Raw genomic sequence first — 14,996 nt, 5'->3', positions numbered from 1 at the left:
AATAGAATACTTCATAATCCTATTCGTGAAAATAAGGGCTAACCCCTTTTTTATTTCTGATTTCTTATCAGCATTTGTTGTTAATATTCTTCTGATTTTCCTTTAGGGATACTGAGCGTTTCCCAATTCTCATCTTTTATTTGTTTACCAATATAAACGATTTGCCCTATATGGTAGGCATAGTGTGCCATTTGCCTTTCAATTGCCTCTAATACCGTATGACTTTCACCACGAATAACCACACTTTTCAATAAATCCTGACCCTCTAATCCATTTAATGTTTCAAAAAGAGTCTTCCAACCCTTTTCCCAAACTGCTATCAATTCCTGTTTTGATGGTATATCATTCTCAAATTCTTGATCACGATTCCTGTATGACTTTTCTCCATCCGATGTTAAAAAATCAGACCATCTGGACACCATATTTCCACTTAAATGTTTAGCTATAACAGCGACACTATTTGAAGCATCATTGAAATTCCAGTGAATTTCGTCGTTTGACAATTGACTTATTGTCTTATCCCCGAGGTCTTTGATACTTTTAAACCTTTCTTGAACAACTTTTAAATACTCATTTCCAAGACTCATCATTGACCCTCCCAGTCAGTATTCCGGCCTTCTGTTGCTTAATTAAAATGATACAACTTAAAGGCTACGGCTCTTATTTGATTACCGTGCACAATTCTTGAATATCATTTTTCTATTACATAGTATCGTTGTACTGCTTGATTTTCCAAGATAATCCCGCCTACGTTATCTAACAATTATTATTACATGGCGATTTTATAATACGCATATCAAAATCTTAAAAAACTATTAAGATTTATCTGTTACCAGTATGGTTGCACTACGCAATAAATAGATATGTTGTATTTTCGTCGTACTTAATCAACATTAACGCCCTATACAAAATAGACGCGTTATGAGATAAACGCGCCAGTTTGTTGCCCTGTACCGAAAATACAACTATTTACGAGTGATGCTTCTTGAATGACAACATGAACCTGGAACTTCAGTGTAGTCGTAAGCGTCATGGAGACGCCACCATTCATACGGGGGAGATTGCGGCCAGCCTTCGGGCGATTTTTCCCAAGTTTCTTGTCTGCCAAATGGTGTTAGGTCAAGGTAGTTAAAAGGACTAAAGAGTGTATCGAGACCTCGTAAATAAGTAGAATACGTGTGAAAGACACGGTCTCCATCACGCAGAAAAACACTCAATCCCTGGTGTTGAAGCTGTGCACCATCCTTTGATGTAGCCTCAAAATCGTAATTAAATTCGCTTTCAAAAGAAGAAAACCACGGTATCCCCCAACCCATACGTTCTTTAAAAGGTTCGATTTTGCTCAAAGGTGCCTGGGACACTAAAACTAAAGAAGTACCACGAGCATACAGATGAGAAAGGTGTCCCATGCTATCAACAATCATGGAGCAACCCTCGCAACCCTCATCCCAAGTCGGATCAAACATAAAGTGATAGACAATAAGCTGGCGACACTCCTTAAATAAATCAAGTAAACTTACTTCGCCATTTGGTCCTTCAAAAATATAATTTTTGTCGATTTCAACCATGGGCATCCTGCGACGCTCAGCACTCAATTCATCCTGCTTACGAGTAATCTCCTTCTCCTTTGTTAATAACTTCTGACGAGCCGCAAGCCAGTCATCATGCGTGACAATCTCGGGAAGATTTACGCTAATATCCTCACTCATAATATATACTCCTTTCTGTTTGCTTATCATAATTACTTCTTTTCGTTTGTCTTAAAATCCTTTTTCCTTAACAAAAATGCTTATATAAAATTTAGACGCAGGCACTTATTCCTGATTTGCCACCGTTTGTGTATGTCTGAAATTAAATCAATTATATTCTCCACCTCAAAAAGAAAACCACCGCTAATTTAGTCGGTGATTTTCTTGCATGGTCCGGATTATTTTAATTCCTTTGATAAATAATCTTCTAATTGATTGAAGGTTCCTGAAAATCCTTCATGAACCATAACTTGTGATTCTCCAAAGGTCTTCAGTTCCTCTTCAGTTGCTGATGCAGCAGGAGCTACTATTGCTGTAAGGGTTGTTTTACCCCCATTTTCAGTGAACGTCAGTGTATTCAATGTTTCCAATGGCCAGTTTTCGTTAAAAGGTGCACGCACAATATTTCCATCCTCATCAGAAAAATAACTGGTGTAAACGACTCTCTCTGGTGTAATCATTTCATTGTATATAAATTTAACCCACATTACATCGCCATCAGCAGGGTTCTGGCTGTAATGAAAGACACCTCCCGGACGAAAATCTGCTTTTGCAACATGAAACGTCCACTCTTTCGGCCCCCACCAGTTCTGTAAATGCTCTGATTCTGTAAATGACCTAAACACTAGTTCACGTGTAGCATTGAAAGTATGGGTTATTTCGACTTGGGTTATCATTTTGGTCCCTCCAGTAATTTTATTAATTATCTTTCTTTTTGATTTCACTCTTTTGTAGTTCCTGCAAATATCGGTAATTAAACCATACCTTTCTCTTGCTTTAAGTAATTAAAGAGCAGTTTCTTACTCCGGGAATGCACCTGTTAACACATTCATTTATAGACGGATTAAACTTATTACCCCCTTATGTTTTCTTAAGTCTATCACATACTATTGCGAAGAATTTCTTCTCGATTGCTCAATAATCTGGACCTATTGCTGCAGATTAGGGTTCTTATTTTTGATTACATAAGAAACATTAGCAATACTGCTGCTATCTACCTTTAAAATAATGATAAAGTTGATTCAAGATATTAATTCTTTTATATTAAAATAAGATGCTAGATTCATAATGAAAGGGGCAGGATTATGAATCTAGCAAAGGATTTATTAAGCAATTTAAGTCATTGGCCGGTCTGTTACCGGATTTTCATCCAAACGAGATAACGAACAACCCATCAGATTTGTTTTTGCAATGGCTAAACGTAGCCATTGAGGAAGGTGTTCGCGAACCTCATGCAATGACACTATCCACATCAAAAACAATTAAGTTTAAATGGTCCATCTATGACAATACTAATTACCTTCATGTCCTCTACACTTAACAGAAGATAAAAAATTTTTTTCAACAAAATTATGTACATTAAAATCTAGATTTATATAGGATAAATTGGTATCAAAATCATTAATTGTTTCTTGTATTAAATTCTAACATCTTTCCATCTCCATTAAGTAACTCTTGTACTTCTCGTTTCAAAATGAGAATTTTTTTGAAGGGGGATCGGAACAATCTATTGTAAGAGAGGTTAAAGTTCTATATATTAACCTCTCTCACCAGATTGCTCTACAAAAACTGGTTCGGCATAAACTATATATCTTTTAGGAGCGCTTCCTATATAGCTAAATGGATAACAAGTTGTTAACGTAAGTATTTCATTAGGTGCTGTCGAACGAATCACTGTACGATCATCTGCATCAACAATTTCCGTATTTTTTATTTCATACTTATACTCTCCGTCAGGCATTTCAACAACTATATTATCGCCAATAACAAGCTCACCTAAATTTTGAAACACTGTGTTTCGGTGACCCGAAAGAACAATTTGATTATTTTGCATCGGGAAAGAAGAACCGATAAAATGCCCGACCGCTTGTTTAAGTTCTTGCTCCCCTGTACCTTCTATTATTGGAAGCTCTGCCTTTATGCTAGGTATGTGTAAAACACCAAAAATTTCTCCTTTTTCAAAATGATAGGATTGTGAAGTCGACTTTTTAGTAATCACTTGTGCTGAGCTAGATACCACTTTGGATTTTGCTATTTCATGTGCTTTATCCTGTGAAAGTTTACTGTCTACCATTAGCCACGATCCGTATAACAAGAAAATCCCACCTAAAGTAAATAGGATGGATACAATCATGCTGACCTTCTTTTTCTTTACTGACATAACATTTCAACTCCTGTTATGATATTTACATCTTAACTGTGAACTAATAATTTACTAATCCCCTCCTAAAGGTAGGAGGGGAAACAAAAATTTTTAAGCTCTTCCTCTTTTATTCTGATAAACGACCAACGCACTAGCTAGAAGGCTGAATAACAAACCAAGCATTAGGAAGTTCATAGCATTTGTTGCAGTATTTGGTAGTTTTTTTCCAGTTACTCCACTATCATTAATAGTAGGGACTTCGTTAGTTGTAGGTTCTTCTACAGATTCTTCAAAGACAGTATATGTGCTGAAATGATTAACTGTGGCGGTTACGTTTCCATCTTCGTAAGTTCCACCGATTTTTTCCCACTCATTTGTTTCTTCATTATGGAAGTAAATTGCTAGATTACTCGTGTCCTCGACCAATTCTTGATCTACTGGGAAACGGAGTGTAATTGGTTGATCAAATTGACTGATAACTTGATTCTCCTGGGTAATACTAAAGTCAAATACAGCGCTAAGAGAACCATTAACAGCTTCCAATTTATCCAAGTTTATTTTTGTGACTTTTGAGTTTTGTAATACAGTAGATGGTACGGAAAGTTCAACCTCACTATGATCAAGCTGGATGGTTGCTTTACGTTGTATCAATTCATCCATTTCCTCTGAACTAAATTGAATAGTTGAGTTCTTTTTATTAGACATTTTTTCCAAGTTGACGGTTAATAATCCTTCGTTCGCAAGTAAATCAATTACATTCATTGGAAGTTTTGCCGTATTCTTCGTAATGTTTGGATCAACAGTAATATGATTTTTTAGAGAAACATCGTCTCCCTTAAATTTCTCTTTTTCATTCTTACTTTTTGGTTCTGTTGTTGCTTCAACGGACTTAGATGCAGTTGAATCTTCCGAAAATACGCCTCCCCCAATTCTGATTTTGTATGTGGTTGAAGGTTCTAAATTATCCAGTGTAAATTGCTGTTCTCCGTCCACCTTAATTCTACAAGGTGAAACAGCGCCTATCGGAAAACATTCACTCCATTTTGAACCAAGGGATACATACATATAAAGAACTCCGTCTGGAACGTTTGTGTTATTAGCAGACCAACTTATCGTAATCGAATGATCTGTACTTTCCTTAATTTCAACATCTAAACGCTTTATATACTCCTCCGTTGTTCCCAAATATTCCTCACCGTAATCGTAATAATAAAAGGTATACCCTTTTTGTGCTTCTTGCTCTGCTTCACTTAACTGTTCAAATTTTGCTTTTTGATCTTTCGCATATGCAAGTGATATTGATTCTGTTTCTTCCAACCTATCCAAATAGTCGGGGGAGATTTCAATTGTTTTTACTTCCATATCGGTTCTAGGATTGGATTCAGGAAAGGACTTATGTAATAATTCATTCATTTTATTGGTTAAATCGAACTTCATATAAAATGCAAGCAATAATTTTTTGGCTGTCAAAACTTGGTCCTCGCTTGCCTTAATGGTGTCACTTAACTCCGATTGAATAAAAATAGAATGAAAAACGACATTCCCATCTTTATCTTTGTATACTCGAAGTAGTGAATCATTTTGGTAATCTTCGTCTACCAAGGTTAGTTTGTCATATGTCTTCAGTTCTTCTGCCTGCAAGCTATTCACCGGAAAAATGAAAAACACCACCAAAATAGCAAAGATTATAAATTTCAATTTTTTCATTACGTTTCCTCCTGCAATAATTATTCTAAATAATAAAATGGTAATTCAAGAATACTTTTCCTATCCTCTTATTATTTCGGCAAACTTTAATTTTTTTTAACAAGGAATAATTTTTTAGTCTTAACAAAATAAAAAAGACCCAAAAATAAAATGTCTGACACATTATCGCCAGGCACTTATTTGGGTCTTGCTTCTTTAATAAAACTAAATCGTGCAACTACCTTACTGTTCAAGACAAGCCCTCGTTAGTGTAGACTTTATTCTTGTTTGGTTCCCTTCGTATTATTTACAACATTCATAATAACTAAAACAATACTAATAGTAGTTAGTATTATAATGACTGGAGTTGTAAGTTCGACTTTTCCAATCATCGTCAACAGCTTGAATTGCTTCTTTTTCATCTACATTGTCCCTGAGAAGTGAACAATAATGATCATAGAGATGCTGCTTCCATTCTTCCGCAAGTTATTTCTTTTCTATTTCGTCTAGGCGTAATTCTTTAGTGATTTTCTTCATATAGCTATCAAACTCTTTAATCGATACTTGTTTTGACATTGACATCACCCACAATCCGATACATGACCTTTTGAAACAGACCCCACTCCTGCTTTGATCAGACAGTGACTTTTTCCTGAAGTAGTAATACGGTATTATTTCCTGCGTGGTCCATCACTTGATTTTTGCCAATAGCTCTCACCAAACCAGCTAACTCTAGTCGCTTTAAAGCTGAATATAAAGTTCCTTCCTTATAACTCAAATACCCTTCACTTACCTGGTGGACTTTCTCGGTGATTTCATAGCCGTACATTTCTTTTTCCGATAGTAACGATAACAGAATAATACTTGTACTCCCTTTTAACAATTCAGTTTTTCTCATTTAGTGCACCCTCCTCCCCTATATCGTATTACTACTTACTGTATACTGTTTAATTAAACTAAAATCTAGATATAATTTTCATTCGTTAGTTAAATGGAAGAGTGAGTGTAAAAAGACTTCCTTTCCCTTTTTGACTTTCGACATTAATAGAACCATGATGAGCTTTCAGAATGTAATTAACTATAGAAAGGCCTAAGCCTGAGCCACTACTATGTTTTTTAGATCTAGACTTTTCGCCACGAAAAAAAGAATTAAAAATGTATGGTAAATCTTCTTCCTCAATACCTTGACCGTTATCTTTCACTTTTACAATAAGGTATTTGCTTATTTGTTCCACTTGAATAAATACCTTATCACTACCATATTGAATAGCATTATCAACTAAGTTATTAAACACTTGCTTCATACGTTTAGGATCAAATTCCATTTGAAAAGACGGGACGTTCATAACATATTCAAGCTCCGCATCTTTATTATTCAAATCATATTTTAATTTTTCCAGCATTTCTATAAAGTAATCATTTACATCAACAACTTCTTTATGAATAGGGAGTTGTTCTAATTCAATTTTTGAGTATTCAAACAGGTCCTCAATGAGGTTATCTAAGTGATTTGATTTATCGTGAATAACTCTCAGATACCTTTCTCTCATTGCATCATCTTTTGCAACTCCATCTAGTAGCCCTTCTACATAGCCTTTTATTGACGAGAGAGGGGTTCGTAAATCATGAGAGATACTGGCTATCAACACGTTTCGTGAATCTTCATATTGCTTTTGTTTTGCATAAGATTCTTTAAGATGTTCTCTCATCAAATTGAAACCTTGAATAAACCTACCAATCTCATCCTTCCTATTATATGGTATGGCATAATCAAGATTCCCCTCCCTCATTTCCTCTGTAGCTTGATAAATAATTCTTATTGGATAGATTACTGTCCTTGTTATGTACCAAACCCATAAAATAATTAACAATATTAAAATAAATAGACCAATTCCTAGACTTACAAACATGACTTGTAAAACATCACGAAAAACACTAAAGGGTTCAGCTTGAAAGGAATTTGCTTCGATTTCTACCTTCCATAATTTACCTGAGGCAGTCTGTACATCTATTGTAAACGTATCAATATCAATAATAAATTTCTGACTTTTATCACGAGGTCGGAATTCTTTAGAGTCAAATAGCAATTGATTCTTTTGTCCATGGATAGTCAAATTAATATCGTAATGGTCTAATAAAGGAACGAGCTTTGTGTAAAAAAGATGCTTATTCGAAAGGGAATCTTCATTATTTCTAATCGCCGTTTTTACATCAGTAAATAAGACATTAAGCTGGTCCTCATCTTGAGATTCAAAATTTTTAGCTCCTACCAAAAAAGAAACAATTGTAGCAAGAATAGGAATGATTATAATAGATAAAAAGGCGAGAATTAACCTATTTTTCAAGCTTGATTTCATAGCGCATCATTCAATCTATAACCGATTCCCCAAATGGTTTGAATATACTCTGGTCTGGAGGAATCGTTCTCAATTTTTTCTCTGATTTTCCGAATATATACCGTAACTGTATTTACATCACCAATATGACTATATCCCCATACTTGCTCATACAATTGTTCTTTTGTATAGACCTGTCCCTTATTAGATACTAAAATATACAGTAACTGAAATTCCTTCGCCGTTAAATCGACTTTCTTTTCTTTCACATATACTTCAAACCTATTTTTATCAAGCTTTAAATCTCCATATGAAACGATTCCGTTGTCCTGTTTTTGACCCGAAAAGTGTTTATAACGCCTAATGTGAGCTTTAATCCTAGCTACTAATTCTCCTGGACTAAACGGTTTTGTAATATAATCATCGGCACCAATTCCTAGACCAATGATTTTATCCGTATCCCGTTGTTTGGCACTCATCATTAGAATGGGAATAGTGGATTCTTCTCTAATTCTACGACATACTTCTGTTCCATCTATACCAGGTAACATAATATCAAGAACAACCAGAATTGGCTGCTCCTGATGAAATAATTGCATTCCTTCTTCTCCATTGTCAGCAAGAAGCACTTGGTATCCTTCTACTGTAAGATAATCTCTTACTAATTCGCCAAGTTCTGCTTCATCTTCTACAATTAAAATTCGATCTGCATTCACTGGTAATCCACCTTTAATAACTTCTTATTATGATGCAACGTCTTGCTTCTCAAAAATAATCCAAGACAACGCAATAAAAATAACAAAATAGATAATAATCATACTAACCGAAAAGGTCATTGTCATTCCTTCCACGATAGGAATTCCATTTGTATATTGCTGTAAATTAGTATTAGCAAATAAGACATACTTCACCCATTCATAATTGCTTAACAATTGCACAAGTTGAGGACCTGTAAACATTAAAAAGATAGAAATACCAATAGCTAACGAACTGCTTCGAAACACTGTTGAAATCATAAACGCAAAAGTAAGCATCATGAAGAGATCAATGCTATTAAATCCATATAGGCTAATGATATAGGTTATCATATTCTGCTCAACAACCTGACCTTCTTGATACACTAAGTTAGGTTGTTCTAGCCCGCTAAATCCAAACAACAGACTACCAAATATAAAGGATAATCCAAACAATAATGATATCATAAATAATGCAAATAAAATGGTAGTAATATATTTGGAAAGTAATATTTTTGAACGGCTTACTGGTCGAATTAGTAGTAATTTAATGGTTCCCCATGAAAACTCACTTGCCACAATACCTGCTGCAACGACAATGGTAAATAATGCGACAAAGCCAGTGAAATTCGTTGCATCAATCATGAAGCCCCACAAAGATTGAGAATGGACAGGCGGATAATCATTTTCAAGTCTGTAATTATTGATGGCTAATTGTTGTTTTACATAATTATTTCCGACCCCCATTTTTTCTGTGTCTTTCATTGTTCTTTCTAACTGCATATTCTCATCTTTCAGTTGCTCTTTCCAATTTATTTGCGCGTCTGAATCTAAAACAAATTTCGAAAAAAGTCCAACACCAACTATTGCTAGTATGATTAATCCAATCATCACCCAAGTACCAGTACGTTTGTATAACTTCATATTTTCATTTCTTATTAAGTGAATTAGTGAAACCATCTATTTTTCCTCCGTAATTTCTAAGAATTTTTCTTCTAATGTAGCCTGGGTAGATGTAATTCCATAAACCCTGATATCATTTTCCACTAGACCCTTGTTACATTGAGGAATTTGTTCCTGTTTCAAACTTATCTTAATATAATCATCTACTATTTCCATATCCGTCTTTTCATAAAAAGATTGTAAAAAATGCAAGGCTTTATCTAGTGGATCCACATGAAATCGAATGGTTGCTTCTTTGGAAATATCAATAATGTCTCCAATTGTCTCCACACGAACTAACTTTCCGTTTTGAATAATCCCAATCCGGTCACACATTAATTGCATTTCAGATAGTAAGTGACTGGATACAAAAACTGCCATATTCTCCTCATGTGCAACTTTTCGTATATAAGTTCGAATTTCACGGATACCTGCTGGATCGAGACCATTTGTAGGTTCATCTAAAATTAACAGTGAAGGGGAATGAAGTAATGCTTGAGCAAGTCCCAACCTTTGTCGCATTCCTAATGAATATCTGCCTACTTTATTATTAATACTTTTTTCCAGACCTACAAGATGAACAACCTTGTTAATTCGATCCTTTGTTATCTTTTTTGGAACCATTCTGGCATAATGAACTAGATTATCATAGCCAGACAGGAACTTATACATTTCTGGATTCTCTATAATACCTCCAACATTCGAAATTGCTTTTTCGTAATTTTTCTTAATGCTAATCCCATTGATGAGAACTTCACCTTCTGTAATCCCTATCAATCCAACCATCATCCGAATGGTTGTTGTTTTCCCTGCACCATTAGGACCCAAGAAACCAAAAACTTCCCCTTGGAAAACTTTTAGAGATATGTCATCTATAATAGTACTTTTTCCAATTTGTTTTTTAACATTGATCAATTCAACAACTGCTTTATTTCCCAAAATAATCCCTCCTACGTTATCTAACAATTATTACACGGCGATTTTATAATACACTTATCAAAATCTTAAAAAACTATTAAGATTTATCCGTTATGTGATTTTCTCCTCTCGTGCCATAGAAAAAGTTACACATACAGGAAACAAAAAAACTTTATTCTTTCTCAAGAATAAAGTGTAGTCTAAGTGCAACCTTTCACAAATTCGGCTGGAATGAATTTATTTGCTGCGCAGTAATTGTCAAAGACGACCACCCTATAAGTGATCGTCTCTAGATTTTAATCTATTACCAGTATCTTTGTACTGCGCAATAAAAGGGGATACATTAGTTCTACTGATAGTTATTAGCTAAATACACCTTGATTCAGCAGAGTATAATTGGATCATGTATATGAGACACTCCAACTCCTGGCAAACACATAATACAAAAATTTTCCCAATAAAGTTCACTCTATTGGGAATCAAAACGACTATAAGCTTTATTTACATGTGCTAAATTTGAACACAAAAAAGACTGTCTAACAGTCTCCCATATTAAAAATAAGCACTCGTCTCTTATACATAATCGATTATGATATTTAATACATTTAGTATTATAAATATACTGCCAATACAGTGTCATATACACCTTAAGCGGAAGAATTGAAATCAAGATACTTACTTCCTTAACCCTCATATATATTAAATATATGCTCATTATCCACTCCCTCCCAATAGCCCTTTATTTCATTGGGATAGTATGTTTTAGGTCGAAACATGAAAAACAGCAATTAACATAAATGATTTTAGGTTTAAATGCTCTTCTCAAATGGAATAAACCCTAGATAGCAATTTTAATAACAATATCGGTAACAGGAGGTCAACAATGAAATATGGTGGAATAGGCTTGGTTATGTTGGCAGCTATACTTTGGGGCATCACCGGAGGAATCGCTGAAATATTAATGAACAAAGGTTGGAACCCTACAGTTATATCATTTTATCGTGGAGCCATAGGGCTTATATGTATCTTTTCATGGTTTCTTTTCCGGGCAAAACAAAATTGGCCTAGCTCTTCATCTGTGTACGTATGGTCTACCCTTGCAGGAGTTGGTTTAGCTGGAAATTTCACCTTTTATTTTCTGAGTATTGAAGCGTCTAGCATAGCTATCGCAGCTACATTAATGTACACTGCACCAGTGTTTGTACTATTAATTTCGTTTCTCCTAAGATTAGAGCGCTCCACTTGGTTAAAATGGGGATGTATCGTTGTAATACTATTGGGAACCTTCTTACTTACAGGTGTTTATAAGTCTGGCTCATCATCTGTCAACCTACTAGGCGCTGCTACAGGACTCGGTTCTGGTTTTTCGTATGCTTTGTTTATTTTCAGTTTTAAAAATGCCTCTACTTTTGGTAAGCCACAGTCAATATTAACCATCGCTTTTTTTGCATTTTCCTTGATACTTTTACTGTTTATCGACCACCATGAAGCACTTTCTGTTATAACTTCGGGTGATGTAGGATGGTTTCTCCTGTTAGGTCTTGTCGGAGCCGGGGTGTCGTTTGTTTTCTATATAGTCGGTATCAAATGGACTACACCTTCAACTGCTTCGATGATCGCTATGATAGAGCCTGTTACAGCTTCCTTGTTTGGCGTATTGGTTCTTAAAGATAGTTTGACTATTGTTCAACTTGTTGGCATGCTCATTATTTTAGCCACTATCACTATCTTAAGTGTTAGACAATCTAACTAAAAAGCCTTCAGTCAATAGACAGTTTGTGATAAATGGTTTTATTTCACCTGCCTCTTTAGTTTGTGAAAAGGTGTTTAAATTTTTTTCAAAAATTACTCCAATTCCAGCACCTGTTGAACACATTACCTAAAAGCTGCTACTTCACTTAGTAAATTCTTTCAAAAAATAAACTAAGTTATTTGTTGCACAGTATTAGTCTAATACGTAATACAAGAGTTACTCTACAGTCTGTCCCAGTATATAAAGAAAAGCAACCATTTATTCAATGATTGCGCCGGTTAATGGAAGATACTTTAATCTTCATGATTTCATAGACATGGCAAGTCGCATCACCAGCCGTACAGGAAATAATCATTAATTTCTCTCCTAATTGTTTTTGGGTTCTTACCTAATTTCTACAATAATTAGAATAATCCTGTTTTTAATTTAAACTTCCTCCAAACTTTATATCAATTTCATCATAAATATCCAATTTTATTAAAAAGCCCTTTTGCAATATAGGCGCAGATCCTTACTCCGGAAATGCACCATATTATTGAACTAGTAATACTTTAAAGGAACTTCACCTCGTTTAGCTTTTTTATACCGATTCCAAAATTATACGATACGATGTCTCTGTCTTAGTTGAATAAATTATTATTCTTTTAAGTCCTTCCATAATTCCAGTAGTTTACTTTCACGTTTTAAATCTATACCACTTTTTCTAACTTCATGTTGCGAACGTGTTTTTTCCCAAGCAAAAATATCATTAATGATATCTGAAAGAGAACGGAATAATAATCCATGTTTCATTGCTTTTTTATTACTCATCGTTAAAAAACCTATCCATGGTTTATCTTCACCCGGCATAGGATATTCTTCGGGTATCCATAAAGGCATTTCTCCCCAAGGCTCTACTTGATTATCCATTAAAAATTTTTCATTCACCCAAGTAAACCTAGTATCGCTATTAATTACATTGGTACACTCTTGGAGTAATTGTTCCATAGTAAGCGTGTATTCTGGACCAACAGCATTAAATGTACCCGTTATATTTTGTTCCATCATTCGAATAATCCATTGTGATAAGTCTTTTACATCAATGATTTGAATTGGACGTTGGGGTCTACCTGGAGCTAAAATTTCCCCACCTTGTGATATTCTGTTAATCCAATATGGTAATCGATCCGTATAATCATAAGGACCAACAAGTTGACCAGCGCGAATTACTAAAACCTTTCCAGGTAGTTCTTTTTCAGCGGCTATTTCACTTAAAGCTTTTAAATGACCATAATATTCACCGTATATTGGACCAGAAGTTCCACGAGTTATTTCTTCCAATTTATCAGAATCCAACGTATTTACTTCTGCAGTCTCATCTATACCTGGCTCGCTTAGGTCTTTATAGACAGAACCACTTGATATATATGTATAATGGTTAACATGATTAAGAATTTTTGCAGACTTTGAGACAGTTCCTGGGATAAAACCACAAGTGTCAATTACAGCATCCCATTTACGTCCCTTTAATATTTCCAGGTCCCCGTCACGATCCCCTCTCAACTGTTCAATTTCAGGAAAGATGTCAGGGTTGCTTCCACGATTAAATAGCGTCACATTATGCTTTCTTTCTATAGCTGCTTCCACTAAAAACTTACCTAAAAACCGTGTGCCACCTAAAATTAAGATGTCCATGCTATTCCCCCTATAAAATAATGGTGTAAGTGCAAACAGATTCATAAATATGTGAATCAAATTTACTCTCATTTTTTAATAAACGAAATATGAGGGTGAAATACCCCTAAAAACCTTTTTCTTTATCTTGAAAACTAGTTAAATTTAGACTACTGCAAAACGATTCCAAAAGTGCCTGTCGTACACATCCCGGATAACCCCTCCTTTATGACGCAAATAAAGACTCCTGCGTCAACCACGTCAACGAACTCAGCCATTCTGACCGATAAAACGGTATAAATAAGAGATTTTCATTCTTAACCTGGATTGTCACAAGTAAGTATGACACACCTACTCTAGAAATTTGTTGTATTCCCACCCTTGGTCCAGAAACCATTTGAACATTTTGGAAGGACATTTGGTGGGGTTCCAACATTTCTTTTTGAAAGAGATCTATTATCTTTTCCGGTGTCCCATTTCGTATTGCAGTGACATACGTTATAACCCTGTCATGGCCCATGTTCAAATCTTCTTTGTTTTTCATCCGATTCAATCTTCTTCGAGCACGATGGATAGCTGCCTTCACTGCCCCTTCACTTGTTCCGGTCATCTCTGCGATTTCCTTTGCTGTGTAGTCCATTCCAGACAGCAACATGGCCACGCGTTGTTTAGGCGTAAGATCACGCAATAACATTTCCATTGCACTATACATAACATCCAAATTCATTTCTTTGCCATCAGTTCGGACATATCCTGATTAAAATCTACATTCGGCTTACGTTTACGGTATTCATCAATCCATGTATTAGAGGCAATTCGAAATAAATAAGCTTTGGACATTGTCTTTGGTTTTCCAAGCCAGCTTTTATAAGCCTTCGTCAATGTTTCTTGCATTAGGTCTTCTCCATCCCATGTTGATTTCCTCAAGGATTGGCAATAGTTTTTCAAGTCCTTCAGGTATGGTTGAACAGCATTCTCAAAGTTTTCATTCGCTTCAGCGAGAGTTTTTTGTACATGCGGCCACATTGCAAATCACTCCTCAATTTTAGTCTTTCACTTATTATAAACGTTAAATCAAAACGA

General features: G+C 35.1%; 16 protein-coding genes. 1 reads left to right on the top strand and 15 read right to left on the bottom strand.

The window, feature by feature from the left end; all coding sequences use genetic code 11:
• Positions 1 to 80: 80 nt before the first annotated feature.
• The 12 genes from BMY13_RS11590 to BMY13_RS11545 all read right to left on the bottom strand — a co-directional run bounded on the left by BMY13_RS11590 (position 81) and on the right by BMY13_RS11545 (position 10,528).
• Positions 81 to 587: a DUF1572 domain-containing protein gene (locus tag BMY13_RS11590; protein WP_092504757.1), complete on the bottom strand. Its 507-nt coding sequence runs from the start codon at positions 585 to 587 to the stop codon at positions 81 to 83.
• A gap of 378 nt (positions 588 to 965) precedes the next feature.
• On the bottom strand, positions 966 to 1,709 hold the full coding sequence (locus BMY13_RS11585) for a DUF899 domain-containing protein (RefSeq protein ID WP_092493809.1): 744 nt from the start codon (positions 1,707 to 1,709) through the stop codon (positions 966 to 968).
• Between the two features lie 218 nt (positions 1,710 to 1,927).
• Entirely contained in the window at positions 1,928 to 2,425 is a 498-nt protein-coding gene (locus BMY13_RS11580; RefSeq protein WP_092504755.1) for an SRPBCC domain-containing protein, read from the bottom strand.
• Between the two features lie 438 nt (positions 2,426 to 2,863).
• Positions 2,864 to 2,986 carry a hypothetical protein gene (locus tag BMY13_RS19945; RefSeq protein WP_281243701.1) on the bottom strand — a complete coding sequence of 41 codons (123 nt, stop codon included), beginning with the start codon at positions 2,984 to 2,986 and terminating at the stop codon, positions 2,864 to 2,866.
• A gap of 299 nt (positions 2,987 to 3,285) precedes the next feature.
• Positions 3,286 to 3,909: a class D sortase gene (locus BMY13_RS11575; protein WP_092504753.1), complete on the bottom strand. Its 624-nt coding sequence runs from the start codon at positions 3,907 to 3,909 to the stop codon at positions 3,286 to 3,288.
• Between the two features lie 93 nt (positions 3,910 to 4,002).
• Positions 4,003 to 5,598 (bottom strand): fibronectin type III domain-containing protein, encoded by a 1,596-nt coding sequence (locus tag BMY13_RS11570; protein ID WP_092504751.1) that lies wholly within the window; start codon positions 5,596 to 5,598, stop codon positions 4,003 to 4,005.
• 257 nt (positions 5,599 to 5,855) lie between these two features.
• Positions 5,856 to 5,999, bottom strand: a complete 144-nt coding sequence (locus tag BMY13_RS19510; protein WP_175476784.1) for a hypothetical protein — start codon at positions 5,997 to 5,999, stop codon at positions 5,856 to 5,858.
• 212 nt (positions 6,000 to 6,211) lie between these two features.
• A complete protein-coding gene (locus BMY13_RS11565; protein WP_245736089.1) occupies positions 6,212 to 6,475 on the bottom strand; it encodes a PadR family transcriptional regulator in 264 nt (87 codons plus the stop codon).
• Between the two features lie 85 nt (positions 6,476 to 6,560).
• A complete protein-coding gene (locus BMY13_RS11560; RefSeq protein ID WP_092504749.1) occupies positions 6,561 to 7,934 on the bottom strand; it encodes a sensor histidine kinase in 1,374 nt (457 codons plus the stop codon).
• The gene (locus BMY13_RS11555) at positions 7,931 to 8,629 is read right to left on the bottom strand and encodes a response regulator transcription factor (RefSeq protein WP_092504747.1); all 699 of its coding nucleotides are present in this window, start codon (positions 8,627 to 8,629) and stop codon (positions 7,931 to 7,933) included. The genes BMY13_RS11560 and BMY13_RS11555 overlap by 4 nt, the downstream gene beginning before the upstream one ends.
• Positions 8,630 to 8,656: 27 nt before the next feature.
• On the bottom strand, positions 8,657 to 9,607 hold the full coding sequence (locus BMY13_RS11550) for an ABC transporter permease (RefSeq protein WP_092504745.1): 951 nt from the start codon (positions 9,605 to 9,607) through the stop codon (positions 8,657 to 8,659).
• Positions 9,608 to 10,528 (bottom strand): ABC transporter ATP-binding protein, encoded by a 921-nt coding sequence (locus BMY13_RS11545; RefSeq protein ID WP_092504743.1) that lies wholly within the window; start codon positions 10,526 to 10,528, stop codon positions 9,608 to 9,610.
• A gap of 862 nt (positions 10,529 to 11,390) precedes the next feature.
• Between BMY13_RS11545 and BMY13_RS11535 the strand changes: the two genes are divergently transcribed.
• Positions 11,391 to 12,260, top strand: coding sequence for a DMT family transporter (locus BMY13_RS11535; protein ID WP_092504739.1), 870 nt, complete (start codon positions 11,391 to 11,393; stop codon positions 12,258 to 12,260).
• Between the two features lie 636 nt (positions 12,261 to 12,896).
• Here the strand turns inward: BMY13_RS11535 and BMY13_RS11530 are convergent.
• The 3 genes from BMY13_RS11530 to BMY13_RS11520 all read right to left on the bottom strand — a co-directional run bounded on the left by BMY13_RS11530 (position 12,897) and on the right by BMY13_RS11520 (position 14,939).
• A complete protein-coding gene (locus tag BMY13_RS11530; RefSeq protein WP_092504737.1) occupies positions 12,897 to 13,934 on the bottom strand; it encodes a Rossmann-fold NAD(P)-binding domain-containing protein in 1,038 nt (345 codons plus the stop codon).
• A 205-nt stretch (positions 13,935 to 14,139) separates the two neighbouring features.
• On the bottom strand, positions 14,140 to 14,640 hold the full coding sequence (locus BMY13_RS11525; RefSeq protein ID WP_092504735.1) for a sigma factor-like helix-turn-helix DNA-binding protein: 501 nt from the start codon (positions 14,638 to 14,640) through the stop codon (positions 14,140 to 14,142).
• Entirely contained in the window at positions 14,637 to 14,939 is a 303-nt protein-coding gene (locus BMY13_RS11520) for an RNA polymerase sigma factor (RefSeq protein ID WP_092504733.1), read from the bottom strand. The genes BMY13_RS11525 and BMY13_RS11520 overlap by 4 nt, the downstream gene beginning before the upstream one ends.
• Positions 14,940 to 14,996: the final 57 nt, after the last annotated feature.

Source organism: Virgibacillus subterraneus, from assembly GCF_900110695.1.
Taxonomy (GTDB): Bacteria; Bacillota; Bacilli; order Bacillales; family Amphibacillaceae; genus Lentibacillus; species Lentibacillus subterraneus.
This window is presented reverse-complemented; position numbering and strand designations above follow the sequence as displayed.

What these genes read in the sequence shown, in the direction of transcription:
- BMY13_RS11590 (WP_092504757.1), bottom strand. Translation starts at nt 587, where the DNA reads ATGAGTCTTGGAAATGAGTATTTAAAAGTTGTTCAAGAAAGGTTTAAA.
- BMY13_RS11585 (WP_092493809.1), bottom strand. Translation starts at nt 1,709, where the DNA reads ATGAGTGAGGATATTAGCGTAAATCTTCCCGAGATTGTCACGCATGAT.
- BMY13_RS11580 (WP_092504755.1), bottom strand. Translation starts at nt 2,425, where the DNA reads ATGATAACCCAAGTCGAAATAACCCATACTTTCAATGCTACACGTGAA.
- BMY13_RS11575 (WP_092504753.1), bottom strand. Translation starts at nt 3,909, where the DNA reads ATGTCAGTAAAGAAAAAGAAGGTCAGCATGATTGTATCCATCCTATTT.
- BMY13_RS11570 (WP_092504751.1), bottom strand. Translation starts at nt 5,598, where the DNA reads ATGAAAAAATTGAAATTTATAATCTTTGCTATTTTGGTGGTGTTTTTC.
- BMY13_RS19510 (WP_175476784.1), bottom strand. Translation starts at nt 5,999, where the DNA reads ATGAAAAAGAAGCAATTCAAGCTGTTGACGATGATTGGAAAAGTCGAA.
- BMY13_RS11565 (WP_245736089.1), bottom strand. Translation starts at nt 6,475, where the DNA reads ATGAGAAAAACTGAATTGTTAAAAGGGAGTACAAGTATTATTCTGTTA.
- BMY13_RS11560 (WP_092504749.1), bottom strand. Translation starts at nt 7,934, where the DNA reads ATGAAATCAAGCTTGAAAAATAGGTTAATTCTCGCCTTTTTATCTATT.
- BMY13_RS11550 (WP_092504745.1), bottom strand. Translation starts at nt 9,607, where the DNA reads ATGGTTTCACTAATTCACTTAATAAGAAATGAAAATATGAAGTTATAC.
- BMY13_RS11535 (WP_092504739.1), top strand. Translation starts at nt 11,391, where the DNA reads ATGAAATATGGTGGAATAGGCTTGGTTATGTTGGCAGCTATACTTTGG.
- BMY13_RS11530 (WP_092504737.1), bottom strand. Translation starts at nt 13,934, where the DNA reads ATGGACATCTTAATTTTAGGTGGCACACGGTTTTTAGGTAAGTTTTTA.
- BMY13_RS11525 (WP_092504735.1), bottom strand. Translation starts at nt 14,640, where the DNA reads ATGAATTTGGATGTTATGTATAGTGCAATGGAAATGTTATTGCGTGAT.
- BMY13_RS11520 (WP_092504733.1), bottom strand. Translation starts at nt 14,939, where the DNA reads ATGTGGCCGCATGTACAAAAAACTCTCGCTGAAGCGAATGAAAACTTT.